Origin of the sequence: Paracoccus salsus (assembly GCF_021556615.1) — a bacterium.
Lineage (GTDB): Bacteria > Pseudomonadota > Alphaproteobacteria > Rhodobacterales > Rhodobacteraceae > Paracoccus > Paracoccus salsus.
In genome coordinates, this window is the sequence record NZ_JAKGGD010000003.1 from 270795 (window position 1) to 287846 (window position 17052).

The following is a 17052-nucleotide window of genomic DNA, read 5'->3' on the forward strand; positions in this document are numbered from 1 at the left end:
GGCAGACCCCGCACCGCGCGACGCCTGCTTCGAACCGTAGTAAATGGACAGAGCGGCCAGTTAGCGGCCGCTGCGCCCGATGGCAATCCCCTTTCGGAGAATTTCTCAGATGTCGCGAAAGCCGCGCAAAGCGCGGCTTCCGGATCACATCGTCACTCGATGATTTTCGAGACGACGCCTGCGCCGACGGTGCGGCCGCCTTCGCGGATGGCGAAGCGCAGCTTTTCTTCCATGGCGATCGGGGCGATCAGCTCGACCTCGAATTTCAGGTTGTCGCCCGGCATCACCATCTCGGTGCCTTCCGGCAGCTTGACGGTCCCGGTGACATCCGTGGTGCGGAAGTAGAATTGCGGGCGGTAGTTCGCGAAGAACGGCGTGTGGCGGCCGCCTTCCTCCTTGGTCAGGATATAGGCCTCGGCCTCGAACTTGGTGTGCGGGTTGACCGATTTCGGCTTGCACAGCACCTGGCCGCGCTCGACCCCGTCACGCTCGATTCCGCGCAGCAGAACGCCCACATTGTCGCCCGCCTCTCCGCGGTCCAGCAGCTTGCGGAACATCTCGACGCCGGTGCAGGTGGTCTTCTTGGTCGGGCGGATGCCGACGATTTCCAGCTCGTCGCCCACGTTCACCGCGCCACGCTCGACCCGGCCCGTCACGACCGTGCCGCGGCCCGAGATCGAGAACACGTCCTCGATCGGCATCAGGAACGGCTGGTCCACGGCGCGCTCGGGCGTCGGGATGTAATCGTCCACCGCCTTGATCAGCTCGCGGATCGAGTTCTCGCCGATCTCGGGATCGCGGCCTTCCATCGCCGCCAGCGCCGAGCCCTTGACGATCGGAATGTCGTCGCCCGGATAGTCGTAGGAGGACAGCAGCTCGCGCACCTCCATCTCGACCAGTTCCAGCAGCTCCTCGTCATCCACCTGGTCGACCTTGTTCAGGTACACGACCATGTAGGGGATGCCGACCTGGCGGCCCAGAAGGATGTGCTCGCGCGTCTGCGGCATCGGGCCGTCGGCCGCGTTCACCACCAGGATCGCGCCGTCCATCTGCGCCGCTCCGGTGATCATGTTCTTCACGTAGTCGGCGTGGCCCGGGCAGTCCACATGCGCATAGTGGCGCGCATCGGATTCGTATTCCACATGCGCCGTCGAGATCGTGATCCCGCGCGCCTTCTCCTCGGGGGCCCCGTCGATCTGGTCATAGGCCCGGAAATCGCCGAAATACTTCGTGATCGCTGCCGTCAGAGTCGTCTTGCCGTGGTCAACGTGACCAATCGTCCCGATGTTAACATGCGGTTTGTTACGTTCGAACTTTGCCTTTGCCATAACTGGCTCCTTTCGATGTGACGGTGCGTGCAGTCACGCACCCTACGAGGGTGGTAGGGTGCGCGGCCCGCGCACCGCCCTTATGCGTATTTCTTTTGAATCTCGTCCGAGATGTTCTGCGGCACGGCCTCATAGTGGTCGAACTGCATCGAGAACACCGCACGGCCCGAAGACATCGAACGCAGGTTGTTGATGTAGCCGAACATGTTGGCCAGAGGGACAAAGCAGTCGATGACGTTCGCGTTGCCGCGGCTGTCCTGTCCCCGGACCATGCCACGACGGCTGGTCAGGTCCCCGATGATCGACCCGGTATATTCCTCCGGCGTGACGACCTCGACCTTCATGATCGGCTCCAGCAGCTTGGCGCCGGCCTTCTTCAGGCCTTCGCGCATCGCCGCACGGGCCGCGATCTCGAATGCCAGCACCGATGAGTCGACGTCATGGAACGCACCGTCCGTCAGCGCGACCTTGAAGTCGATGACCGGGAAGCCCGCAAGCGGACCGGAGTCCATGACCGACTTGATGCCCTTCTCGACGCCCGGAATGTATTCCTTGGGCACAGCGCCACCGACGATCTTGGATTCGAACGAGTAGCCTTCGCCCGGCTCGGTCGGGGTGATGGTCAGCTTGATGCGGGCGAACTGGCCCGTGCCGCCGGTCTGCTTCTTGTGGGTATAGTCGATCTCCGCCTGCTGGCTGATCGTCTCGCGATACGCCACCTGCGGGGCACCGATATTCGCCTCGACCTTGAACTCGCGCTTCATGCGGTCGACCAGGATATCGAGGTGAAGTTCGCCCATGCCCTTCATGATCGTCTGGCCCGATTCGATATCGGTCTCGACGCGGAAGGACGGGTCCTCGGCAGCCAGGCGCTGCAACGCCAGACCCATCTTTTCCTGGTCGGCCTTGGATTTCGGCTCGACCGCGATCTCGATCACCGGGTCCGGGAACGTCATGGTTTCCAGCACGACGGGCTTGGCCGGATCGCACAGCGTGTCGCCGGTGGTCGTCTCTTTCAGGCCGGCCAGCGCGATGATGTCGCCTGCAAAGGCTTCGTCGATCTCCTCGCGGTTGATCGAGTGCATCATCATCATCCGGCCAACGCGCTCGCGCTTGCCCTTGGTTGCGTTCAGCATCTGGCCGCCCTTGCTGATCTTGCCCGAATAGATCCGGGTGAAGGTCAGCGAGCCGACGAACGGGTCGTTCATGATCTTGAAGGCCAGACCCGAGAACGGTTCGTCGTCATCGGCGTGCCGCGCGATGTTGCGCGTCTCGGTCTCGTCGTCGGGCGAAAAGCCCATATAGGCCGGCACGTCCAGAGGCGTGGGCAGAAAGTCGATGACCGCGTTCAGCAGCGGCTGCACGCCCTTGTTCTTGAAGGCCGACCCGGCAGTGACCGGGAAGAACGACAGCGACAGCGTACCCTTGCGGATCAGCTTGCGCAGAGTGTCCTCGTCGGGCTCGTTGCCTTCCAGATAGGCTTCCATCGCAACATCGTCCTGCTCGACGGCAAGTTCGATCAGGTTGTTGCGCCATTCCTCGGCGACGTCCTTCAGCTCATCGCGGATCGGCTGGCGGGTCCAGGACGCGCCCAGATCTTCGCCGCGCCAGGTCCACTCTTCCATCTTGATCAGGTCGATGATGCCTTCCAGCTTGTCCTCGGCGCCGATCGGCAGGGCGATCGGGCACGGGATGCCGCCGGTACGATCCTTGATCATCTTCACGCAGTTGAAGAAGTCGGCACCGATCTTGTCCATCTTGTTGACGAACACGATCCGCGGAACCTTGTAGCGATCGGCCTGGCGCCAGACGGTCTCGGTCTGCGGCTCGACGCCGGCATTGGCGTCCAGCAGACATATGGCGCCGTCCAGCACCGCCAGCGAACGCTCGACCTCGATGGTGAAGTCCACGTGGCCGGGCGTGTCGATGATGTTGAACCGGTACTTGGTGTCCGAAGTCCCTTCCGTGGTCGGGTCTTCCTGACGCTGCCAGAACGTGGTGGTCGCGGCAGACGTGATCGTGATGCCGCGTTCCTGTTCCTGCTCCATCCAGTCCATGGTCGCGGCGCCGTCATGCACTTCGCCGATCTTGTGCGACTTGCCGGTGTAGAAAAGGATGCGCTCGGTCGTCGTCGTCTTGCCGGCATCGATGTGGGCCATGATGCCGAAGTTGCGATAACGCTGCAGCGGATATTCGCGTGCCATGGGTGGAGTCCTTTCGCCTTACCAGCGGTAGTGGCTGAACGCCTTGTTCGCGTCGGCCATCTTGTGCGTATCTTCGCGCTTCTTGACGGCCGTGCCGCGGCCGTTGACGGCGTCGGCAAGCTCGCCCGCAAGGCGCTCTTCCATCGTGTGTTCGTTGCGCTTGGCCGCGGCCGTGATCAGCCAGCGGATCGCCAGAGCCTCGCGGCGAATCGGGCGCACCTCGACCGGGACCTGATAGGTGGCGCCACCGACGCGGCGCGAACGGACTTCCACCGAGGGCTTCACGTTGTCGAGCGCCTCGTGGAAAACTTCGATCGGCTCGCGCTTGAGGCGGGTCTCGACGCGCTCGAGCGCGTTGTAGACGATCCGCTCGGCAACCGATTTCTTGCCGTCAACCATCAGGTTGTTCATGAATTTGGTCAGCACGCGATCGCCATATTTGGCGTCGGGCAGGATTTCGCGCTTTTCAGCGGCGTGACGACGGGACATTGATGCCTCTCCTTACTTCGGACGCTTGGCGCCGTATTTCGAACGACGCTGGCGACGATCCTTGACGCCCTGGGTATCCAGCACACCGCGCAGGATGTGGTAACGGACACCCGGAAGGTCTTTCACGCGGCCGCCGCGGATCAGCACGACGCTGTGTTCCTGCAGGTTGTGCTTTTCGCCCGGAATGTAGGAGATGACCTCGAAACCATTCGTCAGGCGGACCTTGGCCACCTTCCGCATAGCAGAGTTCGGCTTTTTCGGCGTCGTGGTGTAGACGCGCGTGCAGACGCCGCGCTTCTGCGGGCATCCTTGCAAGTGCTGCGACTTGCTACGCTGCACCTTGGGCTGCCGCGGCTTGCGGATCAGCTGTTGAATCGTCGGCATTCGGTTCCCCGTCTTGCTCTGTCAATACTCGCAGCCGACCGGCTGCGCCGCTTCTCGACGGCGCCTTGCGCGAATCGCAAAACGCCAAGCCCATCCGGCCCCGTAGCGCGAGGTGGACGAGCTGAATTCCAGAGGATCGGGGCATTTTCGGCCCGGATCGTGACCACACAGGTTCTGGTTCCCGTGACGGTTTCCCGCCGGGTGTGGGGCGTATATGGGGATTCCCCGGGCAAGTCAACAGCACGCCCGGCAGCAGTCCCGGTGCCCGCAAGACCGTTCGTCCGGGCCCCTCAGAGGCCCCAGCGCGGACGGTCCGCGCCTGGCAGTCCATAGTCACGCGCGGCCTGGTTCAGGCATCGCAGATCGATCCTGAACCGGTCCATCAGGACGCTTTGCCAGTCGGTGCTGTCCGGCTCCCACCGATAGCCCGCCCCGATCGCGCCCGAGTCGTTGTCATGGTTCAGGAAGCGCACGAACATCGTCTTGCCGGGCAAGGTCACGCCGGGCATCGACAGCCCGATCTGCCAATGCGGGAAATGCATCACGCTGCGGCCGGAATCGGGTGGCAGATAGACCGTCAGCGCGGCGACGGCATTATAGATCATGCGCGGCTCGATGGTGACGCCAGCCTCGGTCGCCTTCAGCACCAGCCCGCGCGAATAGTCGCATGACAGCCGCCGCCTGCGCTGCCACAACGGCTGCAGCACCTCGAAGTCCCGCCTTGCGTCACGGATATAGTCCACGGCCACCGCATCGTCATCATCCTGGCGGAAATGACCGATCACATCGGCGGTCATCTCCAGATGCGGCGCAATGGCGGCAAGGCAGGCCTCCAGATGCTTGTCCATGGGCGGGATCAGCGCCAGGTGGACTTGCGGAACCGTCAGGGCCAGGTCGCGCAGACGCGACAGGTAAGGCTCTGGCAGGTCCGGCCCGGTCATCAGGACCAGCGTGAAATCGGGATCGGTCTGCGCCAGAAGGCCCGGCAAGGTCACGTTCTCGAACCAGAACCAGCGCCGCGCCAGTCTCTGGGGATCGTAAAGGAAGTCCCGACGTTCCGCATGGTTGTCGTGAAGAACCTGAAAACCGCGGCCGCCCAGATACGAGAACCGGCACAAACCCAGCATCTGTACGCGCATCATCGCCTCCCAAGCTGGGCTTCGCGCCAGATCGTATAGCCCCCCGCCCCGACGATCAGCCCCGATCCCAGCCAGGTATACAGATCGGGCCATTCGCCGAAAATCAGCAGGCCTGCCACGATCGCAACCAGCAGCGAGGTATAACGGAACGGCGCGATATACGAGATTTCGCCGACCCGCATTGCGCCGACCGCGGTCACATAGCCAAGCGTCAGGAACGCCGCGCTCAGCAGCAAAAGCCCCAGCTGTGCCGCATCCGGCATGATCCAGCCCTGTCCCAGGCTGAGGACCAGACCCATCACCGTCACCGCCAACGCCGCATAGAACGAGATCGTCGCCGAGGATGCGTCACGCCCGAACAGCCGCGTGACCATGTCGCGCAACACCATGAGCAGCATCGCCCCCAGCGCAACCAGCGCCCAGACCCCGAAGGCGCCGCTTCCGGGACGCAGGATCACCATGACGCCCACCAGGCCGACCATGACGGCGCTGGTCCGCCGCCACCCCAGCGGTTCGCCGAAGAACAGCGCCGCACCCAGCATCACGGCAAGCGGCAAGGACTGCATGACCGCAGCCAGATCGCCGATTGCCATGGCCTGAAGCGCGTTGAGAAACAGGACCGTCGAACCGACCTCACCCAGCACGCGCCAGAACATCGGCCAGCGATCCCCTGGCGCAAGCCGCAGCCGCAATCCCCCGTCGCGCTGCGCCAGCAGCGCCAGCGCCACCAGCATCACCAGGCCCCGCAGGGTGATCGCCTGATACAGCGGCATCTGTTGGGTGACGAACTTCATTACCGCGTCGTTGCAGCCGAATCCCAGCATCGACAGGCACATCAGGACCGCACCGCGCAGATTGTCCCCCGGCTGAGGCGGCAACGTGGTTATCGAAGCCGGGCTGACCCGGCGAAAGGGCGAAATCAGGGGCGCGCGCATTCATCACCTGCGGCATTTTCATGCCCTCTTGCGACAGGCCCTTCACCGGTCGGTGAAAAGCCCTGGCCTACCACAGCAGAAAACCGCTCAAGGCAAAATGCTGCTTGAAGACATCCAGCAACTCGACCAGCGGAATGAAAGACAGGAACACGAAAGCATCGAACAGGTTGCGGCGCAGCGGTCCGGTGCGAAACACGGCCTCGGGCGCGGCCCGGAACAGACGCGGATCGGGCAGGAAGAACGGCACGCGACCGGCATAGGCATCATAGGTCGCGCCGAACTCCTGATGCAGGAAGGCCGCCTCGCGCCGGGCGGTCAGATAGAGGATCAGCCCGACCGCGCCACCAATCAGGATCGCGAAACTCAGGGCCCCCATCATCAATCCGATCCCGAACGCCGCCACGGTCGAGAAGAAATAAAGCGGATTGCGCGTCATCGAGAACGGGCCATCCTGCATGACCTCGCTATTCTTGCGGCCGCCAAGGTAGAGGATCGACCAGAAGCGCCCCAGCACGCCGGCAATCAGGGTCAGCACCCCGATCGCCTCCATCACCTCATGCGCGGTGCCGTTCACTTGCAGATGCGGCCTGGCGAAAACCAGGATCGGCAGCATCAGCAGCATGCCGACGCGGAGGATGTTGATCCGGATCCGCTGATTCACCGCCGCACGCATGTCCACGCCCTTGCCCGAAAGATGTCCCGGTCAGAGCTAGACCCGCGCCGGCCGCAGGGTCAACCCCCGCACATTGCCTCTGCCAAGACGCCGAGATGACACCGCCATGAAAAAAGGCCCGGCCTGGCGGCCGGGCCTTGTGCTGTCATGACAAGACGATCATTCCTCGCCGTTGGTTTCCGGCAGATCGCTGATCGCGCTTTCGGTCATCGTCTCGGGCGCGGTCTCACCCATGGTGGGCTCGGGCGCGGCAAGCGCGGCGGCGGCCTCGGCCTCGGCGCGGCGTGCCTCGATCACCTCGGCGTCACGGTCGGTCGCGATCCGGCGCAAGCGGGCGGCCGCGCCACCGGTGCCGGCCGGGATAAGACGGCCGACGATGACGTTCTCCTTGAGCCCGACCAGCTTGTCGCGCTTGCCCTGCACGGCAGCCTCGGTCAGCACGCGCGTCGTCTCCTGGAACGAGGCGGCCGAGATGAAGCTGCGGGTCTGCAACGATGCCTTGGTGATCCCCAGCAGCACCGGCTCGCCCGAGGCCGGTCGGCCCCCCTTGGCTTCGCTCTTGGCGTTCTCTTCCTCGAACTCGTCGCGTTCGACATGCTCGCCCTTCAGCAGGGTGGTATCGCCGCTGTCGATGATCTCGATCTTCTGCAGCATCTGGCGAACGATCACCTCGATATGCTTGTCGTTGATCTTCACGCCCTGCAGGCGATAGACATCCTGCACCTCGTCGATCAGATAATCGGCAAGAGCCTCGATGCCCATGATCCGCAGGATGTCATGCGGCGCAGGATTGCCGTCCATGATGTAGTCACCCTTCTGCACGAAGTCGCCTTCCTGCACCGGGATGTGCTTGCCTTTCGGCACCATGTATTCGACCGGCGTGTTGCCTTCCTCCGAGGGCTCGATGCTGATCCGGCGCTTGTTCTTGTAGTCCTTGCCGAACCGTACATAGCCGTCGATCTCGGCGATGATCGCGTGATCCTTGGGACGACGGGCCTCGAACAGTTCCGCCACGCGGGGAAGACCCCCGGTGATGTCCTTGGTCCGGGCGCCTTCACGCGGGATCCGCGCCACCACGTCGCCCGGACGGATATCCTGGCCGTCCTCGACCGACAGGATCGCGTCCACCGACATCGGATAGCTGACCGGGTTCCCCTGATCGTTCCGCACCGGCTCTCCGTTCACATCCAGGATGATGATCTCGGGCTTCAGATCGTTGCCTTTCGGCGCGCTGCGCCAGTCGGTCACGATCTTCTGGGTCATGCCGGTCGCGTCGTCGGTCTCGTCGCGGACCGACAGGCCCGTCGCAAGATCGACGAACTTCGCCACACCGCCCCGTTCAGCGATGATCGGCAGCGTGTAGGGGTCCCATTCATAAAGCTTGGCGCCACGGATCACGCGATCGCCTTCCTTGACGAACAGCTTCGAGCCGTAGAACAGCTTGTGACTGGCGCGTTCCTGGCCCTGATCGTCCATGATCAGCAGCTGCATGCTGCGTGACATGACGACCATTTCGCCAAAGGCGTTCTCCAGCAGGTTTTCGTTGCGGAAAAGCACCTTGCCTTCATGCGATGCTGCCTGGAACGACTGCTGACCGCCCTGTGCGATGCCGCCAATGTGGAAGGTCCGCATCGTCAGCTGCGTGCCCGGTTCGCCGATCGACTGCGCAGCGATGATGCCGACAGCCTCGCCGATATTGACCAGCGTGCCGCGTGCAAGGTCGCGACCATAGCACAGCGCGCAAACGCCATCCTCGGATTCGCAGGTCAGCGCCGAGCGGATACGGACCGCCAGGACGCCGGCCTGTTCCACCGAGTCGGCCTTGCGCTCGTCGATCAGCTCGCCCTCGCGCACGATGATCTCGTCCTCTCCCGGGACCAGCACATCCTCGGCCGCGGTGCGGCCCAGAATACGCTCGCCCAAGGGCGCGATGACCTCGCCGTCGTTGATGGCTGCGGACGCCGTGATCGATTGCAGCGTGCCGCAATCATGCTCGCGGATGATGCAGTCCTGTGCCACGTCGACCAGACGACGGGTCAGGTAGCCCGAGTTCGCGGTCTTCAACGCGGTGTCCGACAGACCTTTCCGAGCGCCGTGGGTGGAGTTGAAGTATTCAAGAACGGTCAGGCCCTCCTTGAAGTTCGAGATGATCGGCGTCTCGATGATCTCGCCGTTCGGCTTGGCCATCAGGCCGCGCATGCCGCCAAGCTGCTTCATCTGGTTGGTCGAGCCGCGGGCGCCGGAATGGGCCATCATGTAGACCGAGTTGGGCTCTAGCTCGGCGCCATTCTCGTCCTTCTTGACGGCCGAGATGGTGGACATCATGGCCTCGGTCACCCGGTCGTTGCATTTCGACCAGGCGTCCACGACCTTGTTGTACTTCTCGCCCTGGGTGATCAGACCATCCAGATATTGCTGCTCGAACTCTTTGACCTGAGCCTGGACCTCGTCCACGATGGTCCACTTGTTGTCCGGGATCACCATGTCGTCCTTGCCGAAGCTGATACCGGCGCGGAACGCTTCACGGAAGCCAAGCGTCATGATCTGGTCACAGAAAATCACCGATTCCTTCTGGCCGCAGTAGCGGTAGACGGTGTCGATGACGTGCTGCACGTCCTTCTTGCGCTGCAGGCGGTTGGCCAGCTCGAACGGGGCCTTGGCATTCAGCGGCAGCAGCGCCCCCAGCCGGATGCGGCCCGGCGTGGTCTCGTAGCGGCGGATGACCTCCTGACCGTTCTCGTCGATCTGCTTGATGCGGGCGGTGATCTTGGCATGCAGATGCACCGCGCCGGCGGCGAGCGCATGTTCGACTTCTTCGACATTGGCGAAGGCCATGCCCTCGCCCTTCATGCCTTCGCGCATCATCGAGACGTAATAGAGGCCCAGGACCATATCCTGCGAAGGCACGATGATCGGCGCGCCGTTGGCGGGCGACAACACGTTGTTCGTCGACATCATCAGCACGCGCGCTTCAAGCTGCGCTTCCAGCGACAGCGGAACATGCACGGCCATCTGGTCGCCGTCGAAGTCGGCGTTGAAGGCCGAGCAGACCAGCGGGTGCAGCTGGATCGCCTTGCCTTCGATCAGGATCGGCTCGAACGCCTGGATGCCCAGCCGGTGCAGCGTGGGCGCGCGGTTCAGCAGGACCGGATGCTCGCGAATGACCTCGTCGAGGATGTCCCACACCTCGGGACGTTCCTTTTCGACCAGCTTCTTGGCCTGCTTGACGGTCGAGGACAGGCCCTTGGCCTCAAGCCGCGAATAGATGAACGGCTTGAACAGCTCGAGCGCCATCTTCTTGGGAAGACCGCACTGGTGCAGCTTCAACTCGGGGCCGGTCACGATGACCGAACGGCCCGAGAAGTCCACGCGCTTGCCCAGAAGGTTCTGGCGGAAGCGGCCCTGCTTGCCCTTGAGCATGTCGGAAAGCGACTTCAGCGGGCGACGATTGTTGCCCGTGATGACGCGGCCGCGACGGCCGTTGTCGAACAGCGCATCGACCGATTCCTGCAACATCCGCTTTTCGTTGCGGACGATGATGTCGGGCGCGCGCAGCTCGATCAGCCGCTTGAGGCGGTTGTTGCGGTTGATGACGCGGCGATAGAGGTCGTTCAGGTCAGAGGTCGCGAACCGGCCACCATCCAGCGGAACCAGCGGGCGCAGCTCCGGCGGGATGACCGGGATCACGGTCAGCACCATCCATTCCGGACGGTTGCCCGATTCCAGGAACGATTCGACGATTTTCAGCCGCTTGATGATCTTCTTCGGCTTCAGTTCGCCGGTTGCTTCCTTCAGATCCTCGCGCAGCTGATCTGCCGTCGCCGCCAGATCGATATTGGCCAGCATCGCGCGGATCGCCTCGGCGCCGATATCGGCGGTGAAGGCGTCGGCGCCGTAGTTGTCCTGGGCGTCAAGAAATTCCTCTTCGCTCAGCAGCTGTCCATAGGTCAGGTCGGTCAGGCCAGGCTCGATGACGACGTAGTTCTCGAAGTAGAGGATCCGCTCGAGGTCGCGCAGGGTCATGTCCAGCATCAGGCCGATGCGCGAGGGCAGCGACTTGAGGAACCAGATATGGGCGACCGGGGCGGCCAGTTCGATATGGCCCATCCGCTCGCGGCGGACCTTCTGCAAGGTCACTTCCACGCCGCATTTCTCGCAGACCAGGCCACGATACTTCATGCGCTTGTACTTGCCGCACAGGCATTCGTAATCCTTGATCGGACCAAAGATGCGCGCGCAGAACAACCCGTCACGCTCGGGCTTGAACGTCCGGTAGTTGATCGTTTCCGGTTTCTTCACCTCGCCGAAGGACCAGGCCAGAATTTCTTCAGGCGAAGCCAGCGAGATCTTGATTTCGCTGAACTGACGAGGCGCGGCCATCGGGTTCAGGGGGTTGGTGGCGAGTTCCTGGTTCATTTTTCAATCCTTGAAAGGGCGCGTTGGGGGTGAATGAGGGCTGGCGCCCTCACTCCTCCTCTTCCGCATCCAGGAGTTCCATGTTGAGGCCCAGACCCCGGACCTCCTTGACCAGCACGTTGAACGATTCCGGCACGCCAGCCTCGAAATTGTCCTCGCCCTTGACGATGGACTCGTAGACCTTGGTGCGGCCTGCAACGTCGTCCGACTTCACGGTCAGCATTTCCTGCAAGGTGTAGGCGGCGCCATAGGCTTCCAGTGCCCAGACCTCCATCTCACCCAGACGCTGGCCACCGAACTGGGCCTTGCCGCCCAAAGGCTGCTGCGTGACAAGGCTGTACGGTCCCGTCGAGCGGGCGTGCATCTTGTCATCGACCAGATGGTGCAGCTTGAGGACGTATTTCATCCCCACCGTGACCTTGCGGGCGAACTGTTCACCCGTCCGGCCATCGAACACCACCGACTGCCCCGAAGTGTCGAACCCGGCGCGCGTCAGCGCGTCGTTCACGTCAGCCTCTTTCGCGCCATCGAAGACCGGCGTGGCGATCGGCACGCCGGATCGCACCGTATCGGCGTGATCGCGCAGCGTCTCGTCGGCCATGCCCTCGAATGTCTCGGCATACAGATCGTCGCCGTAACCGATCCGCATTGCCTCCCGCACCGGAGCCATGTCGCCATTCCGGCGATAATTCTCCAGCGCCTCGTCGATCCTGATGCCCAGACCACGGCTGGCCCAGCCCATATGGGTTTCCAGGATCTGACCGACATTCATGCGCGACGGCACGCCCAGAGGGTTCAGCACCAGATCGACAGGGGTGCCATCCGCCAGGAACGGCATGTCCTCCATCGGCACGACCTTGGACACGACGCCCTTGTTGCCGTGACGACCGGCCATCTTGTCGCCGGCCTGCAGCTTGCGCTTCACGGCGACAAAGACCTTGACCATCTTCATGACGCCCGGCGGCAGGTCGTCGCCCTGGCGGACCTTTTCGACCTTGTCCTCGAAGCGATGCTCCAGCGCCTTCTTCTGGCTGTCGTATTGCTGGTTCAGCGCCTCGACTTCCTTGGCGATGTCCTCTTCGGCAACAGCAAGCTGCCACCACTGGCCGCGGCTCAGCGTGCCCAGCAGATCCTCGGTGATCTCGCTGTTCGGCTTGACGCCCTTGGGCCCCTTGACGGCGACCTTGCCCATGATCAGCGATTTCAGACGCGCATAGATGTTGCGGTCCAGGATCGCCTGTTCGTCGTCACGGTCGCGCGCCAGACGCTCGACTTCCTCGCGCTCGATCTGCAGGGCGCGTTCGTCCTTGTCCACGCCATGACGGTTGAAGACGCGCACCTCGACGATCGTGCCATAGGCCCCCGGCGGCAACCGCAGCGAAGTGTCGCGAACGTCGGACGCCTTTTCACCAAAGATGGCGCGCAGCAGCTTTTCTTCCGGCGTCATCGGGCTTTCGCCCTTGGGCGTGATCTTGCCCACAAGGATGTCGCCCGGCCCGACCTCGGCGCCAATATAGACGATGCCGGCCTCATCCAGATTGCGCAGCGCCTCTTCGCCCACGTTCGGGATGTCGCGGGTGATCTCTTCCGGCCCCAGCTTGGTGTCGCGGGCCGCCACCTCGTATTCGTCGATATGGATCGAGGTGAACACGTCGTCGCGGTGGATCCGCTCGGAAATGAGGATCGAGTCCTCGTAGTTGTAGCCATTCCAGGGCATGAACGCGACGACCACGTTGCGACCGATGGCCAGTTCACCCTGATCGGTCGAGGGGCCGTCGGCGATGACCTGCCCGCCCTCGACCTTCTCGCCCACCTTGACCAGCGGGCGCTGGTTGATGGTCGAGGACTGGTTCGAACGCTTGAACTTGCGCAGACGATAGATGTCCACGCCCGCGTCGCCCGCCTCCAGGCTTTCGGTGGCACGCACGACGATCCGCTGCGCATCGACCTGGTCGATGACCCCGCCCCGTCGCGCCATGATCGCGGCGCCGGAATCGCGGGCCACGATGGCCTCCATCCCGGTGCCGACGAACGGTGCCTCGGCGCGCAGCAGCGGCACGGCCTGACGCTGCATGTTCGAGCCCATCAGGGCGCGGTTTGCGTCGTCGTTTTCCAGGAACGGGATCAGTGCGGCGGCGACCGACACAAGCTGCTTGGGCGACACGTCGATCAGATCGACGGCATCGACCGGGTTCAGCATGAAGTCGCCCGACTGGCGCGTGCTGATCAGCTCGTCCACGAAATTGCCGTCCGCGTCCAGCGTCGCGTTGGCCTGCGCCACGGTATGGCGCATTTCCTCGGTCGCGGACATGTAGACCACGTCATCGGTGACCTTGCCCTCGATCACCTTGCGGTAAGGGGTTTCGATGAAGCCGTATTTGTTCACGCGCGCGAAGGTGGCCAGCGAGTTGATCAGGCCGATGTTCTGACCTTCCGGCGTCTCGATCGGGCACATCCGGCCGTAATGCGTCGGGTGAACGTCGCGGACCTCGAAGCCCGCACGCTCGCGCGTCAGACCGCCCGGCCCGAGCGCCGACAGGCGACGCTTGTGCGTCACTTCGGACAGCGGGTTGGTCTGGTCCATGAACTGCGACAGCTGGCTGCTGCCAAAGAATTCACGCACCGCCGCCGCCGCCGGCTTGGCGTTGATCAGATCCTGCGGCATCACCGTGTCGATCTCGACACCGGACATGCGCTCGCGGATCGCGCGCTCCATCCGCAGCAGACCGATGCGGTACTGGTTCTCCATCAATTCGCCGACCGACCTCACGCGGCGGTTGCCGAGATGGTCGATGTCGTCGATCTCGCCCTTGCCGTCGCGCAGTTCCACCAGGCCGCTCACGCAGGCCACGATATCCTCGTGGCGCAGCGTGCGCTGGGTGTCGGGCGCGTCCAGATTGAGACGCATGTTCATCTTGACGCGACCCACGGCCGAAAGGTCGTAGCGCTCGCTGTCAAAGAACAGGCTGTTGAACAACGTGCTGGCGGCCTCGACGGTGGGCGGCTCGCCGGGGCGCATGACGCGATAGATGTCCATCAGCGCCTGGTCGCGGTTCATGTTCTTGTCCGCAGCCATGGTATTGCGGATATAGGGACCGACATTGATGTGGTCGATGTCGAGGACCGGAACGTCGGTCACATCGTTGTCCAGCAGCACCTTCAGCAGGCCACCCGACAGGTCGCCCTGCTTGTCGTATTCGGCTGTGATCTCGTCGCCTGCTTCGGCATAGATCAGGCCGGTTTCCTCGTTGATGATGTCCTTGGAAACAAAGCGGCCGATGATGCGCTCGAACGGCACCAGCAGATTGACCTCCTCGCCCGTCTCCTGCAGCTTCTTCACCAGGCGCGGCGTGACCTTTTCGCCAGCCTTGGTGATGACCTCGCCGGTCTCGGCGTTGACCAGATCGAAGGCCGGGCGGGTGCCGCGCACGCGCTCGGGGAAGAACCTGGTGACCCAGCCCTGCTCGCGCCCCGATTTGCGCAGCCTGTAGTCCACCGTCTCGTAGAAGGCATCCATGATGCCTTCCTGATCCATGCCAAGCGCATAGAGCAGGGTCGTGACCGGCAGTTTCCGGCGCCTGTCGATGCGCGCGAAGACCAGGTCCTTGGCGTCGAATTCGAAGTCCAGCCAGCTGCCGCGATAGGGAATGATGCGGCAGGCGAACAGCAGCTTGCCCGAGGAATGGGTCTTGCCGCGATCATGGTCGAAGAACACGCCCGGGCTGCGGTGCATCTGCGACACGACGACGCGCTCGGTCCCGTTCACGATGAACGTGCCGTTCTGCGTCATCAGGGGCATGTCGCCCATGAAGACGTCCTGTTCCTTGATGTCCTTGACGGATTTCGCCCCGGTGTTCTCGTCCACATCGAACACGATCAGACGCAGCGTCACCTTCAGCGGTGCGGCATAGGTCATGTCGCGCTGCTGGCATTCCTCGACGTCGTATTTGGGCTTCTCCAGATCGTATTTCACGAATTCCAGCGTCGCTGTCTCGTTGAAATCCTTGATCGGGAACACCGACTGGAACACGCCCTGAATGCCGTCGCCATCATTGTGGCCGGTGCCCTCACCTGAATTCAGGAACAGGTCATACGAGGATTTCTGAACCTCGATCAGGTTCGGCATCTCCAGAACTTCACGGATGTTGCCATAGTAGCGCCGGATACGCTTCTGGCCGACATAAGCTTGCGCCATGGGGTCTTGTCACCTTTCGTCTTCGCGCGCGTTCCGGGTCGGGGCCCCCGGAACGCACCTACGAATGCAGGGGTGAGGTTCCATTCGTGCCGTGCGTCCCACCGCGCAGCTCCCGAACCTCGAACATGCCCTGAAGGAAGGTCTGACGGGCCTCAGCGCCCAAACCGCCCTTCAAGACAGGTTCGGCAGGGACCGGGATATCCCGGACCCTGCCCATTTCCGATCAGCCTGTCGGCCGATTACTTCAGCTCGACCTTGGCGCCAGCCGCTTCGAGCTTTTTCTTGATCTCTTCGGCGTCGGCCTTGGCAGCGCCTTCCTTGACCTTGCCGCCGGCTTCGACCAGGTCCTTGGCTTCCTTCAGGCCCAGGCCGGTGATGCCGCGAACTTCCTTGATCACGTTGATCTTGTTCGCGCCGGCTTCCAGCAGGACGACGTCGAATTCGGTCTTTTCCTCGACCTCTTCGGCGGCGGCCGCAGGGCCAGCCATCATCACGGCGCCGCCAGCGGCGGGCTCGATGCCGTATTCGTCTTTCAGGATGGTTTTCAGTTCCTGGGCTTCCAGCAGGGTCAGGCCCACGATTTCTTCGGCGAGTTTTTTCAGATCAGCCATTTTTCCGTTCTTTCCAGTTAGTGTTCCAACGTCGGGTCTTCAACCACCAGTCGGGAATGGGTTGCTTACGCAGCCTCACGTTCCTCAAGGGTCGTGAGGATGCTCGCGATGTTCGAAGCAGGCGCACCAATCGCACCGGCAATGCTGGAAGCAGGCGCACCGAGGCACGACACGATCTGAGCAATCAGCTCATCACGCGACGGCATCGAGGCGACGGCTTTCACACCGGCCGGATCCAGTGCCGAGTCACCCATCGCACCGCCCAGGATCACGAAACGATCGTTGTCCTTGGCGTATTTGTCGGCGATCCGGGCCGCAGCGGTCGGATCTTCCGAATAGGTGATCACGGTCATGCCCGTCAGGTAGTCTGCGATGCTCGCGCAGGGCTTACCTTCAAGGGCGATCTTGGCGAGCTTGTTCTTGGCGACGCGAACCGAACCACCGGCTTCGCGCATGCGCGAGCGGAGGTCCTGCATATGTGCAACCGTCATTCCCTCGTAGTGGGCAACCACCACGACGCCAGAGCTTTCAAAGATCTGGCCGAGTTCGTCGACCACCTGTTCTTTTTGCGCTCTATCCACGGTTTCACTCCAAGTTGGGGGTTTCCCCCCCGGCTCTCACTTTCCCGCGCCCGGAACCGGGCAACGGGTCGGGTCCGCAAGGGGCAAGATCGCCCGA

General features: G+C 63.0%; 11 protein-coding genes. All 11 read right to left on the reverse strand.

Going from position 1 to position 17052, the window contains the following annotated elements:
- Positions 1 to 152: 152 nt before the first annotated feature.
- Positions 153 to 1328 (reverse strand): elongation factor Tu, encoded by a 1176-nt coding sequence (gene tuf, locus L1965_RS07915; protein ID WP_235755881.1) that lies wholly within the window; start codon positions 1326 to 1328, stop codon positions 153 to 155.
- Positions 1329 to 1408: 80 nt separating this feature from the next.
- The gene (fusA, locus tag L1965_RS07920) at positions 1409 to 3532 is read right to left on the reverse strand and encodes an elongation factor G (protein ID WP_235755882.1); all 2124 of its coding nucleotides are present in this window, start codon (positions 3530 to 3532) and stop codon (positions 1409 to 1411) included.
- 18 nt (positions 3533 to 3550) lie between these two features.
- The gene (rpsG, locus tag L1965_RS07925) at positions 3551 to 4021 is read right to left on the reverse strand and encodes a 30S ribosomal protein S7 (RefSeq protein ID WP_235755883.1); all 471 of its coding nucleotides are present in this window, start codon (positions 4019 to 4021) and stop codon (positions 3551 to 3553) included.
- 12 nt (positions 4022 to 4033) lie between these two features.
- Positions 4034 to 4405, reverse strand: a complete 372-nt coding sequence (rpsL, locus tag L1965_RS07930) for a 30S ribosomal protein S12 (protein WP_022705687.1) — start codon at positions 4403 to 4405, stop codon at positions 4034 to 4036.
- A gap of 290 nt (positions 4406 to 4695) precedes the next feature.
- Entirely contained in the window at positions 4696 to 5547 is an 852-nt protein-coding gene (locus L1965_RS07935) for a putative rhamnosyl transferase (protein ID WP_235755884.1), read from the reverse strand.
- Positions 5544 to 6479 (reverse strand): DMT family transporter, encoded by a 936-nt coding sequence (locus tag L1965_RS07940; RefSeq protein WP_235755885.1) that lies wholly within the window; start codon positions 6477 to 6479, stop codon positions 5544 to 5546. The genes L1965_RS07935 and L1965_RS07940 overlap by 4 nt, the downstream gene beginning before the upstream one ends.
- A 67-nt stretch (positions 6480 to 6546) precedes the next feature.
- Positions 6547 to 7152, reverse strand: a complete 606-nt coding sequence (locus L1965_RS07945; RefSeq protein ID WP_235755886.1) for a methyltransferase family protein — start codon at positions 7150 to 7152, stop codon at positions 6547 to 6549.
- Between the two features lie 159 nt (positions 7153 to 7311).
- Entirely contained in the window at positions 7312 to 11568 is a 4257-nt protein-coding gene (gene rpoC, locus L1965_RS07950; RefSeq protein WP_235755887.1) for a DNA-directed RNA polymerase subunit beta', read from the reverse strand.
- A 49-nt stretch (positions 11569 to 11617) separates the two neighbouring features.
- The gene (gene rpoB, locus L1965_RS07955) at positions 11618 to 15763 is read right to left on the reverse strand and encodes a DNA-directed RNA polymerase subunit beta (protein ID WP_235755888.1); all 4146 of its coding nucleotides are present in this window, start codon (positions 15761 to 15763) and stop codon (positions 11618 to 11620) included.
- A 239-nt stretch (positions 15764 to 16002) separates the two neighbouring features.
- Entirely contained in the window at positions 16003 to 16374 is a 372-nt protein-coding gene (gene rplL / locus L1965_RS07960) for a 50S ribosomal protein L7/L12 (RefSeq protein WP_235755889.1), read from the reverse strand.
- Positions 16375 to 16439: 65 nt separating this feature from the next.
- Entirely contained in the window at positions 16440 to 16955 is a 516-nt protein-coding gene (rplJ, locus tag L1965_RS07965; protein WP_235755890.1) for a 50S ribosomal protein L10, read from the reverse strand.
- Between the last annotated feature and the right edge of the window lie 97 nt (positions 16956 to 17052).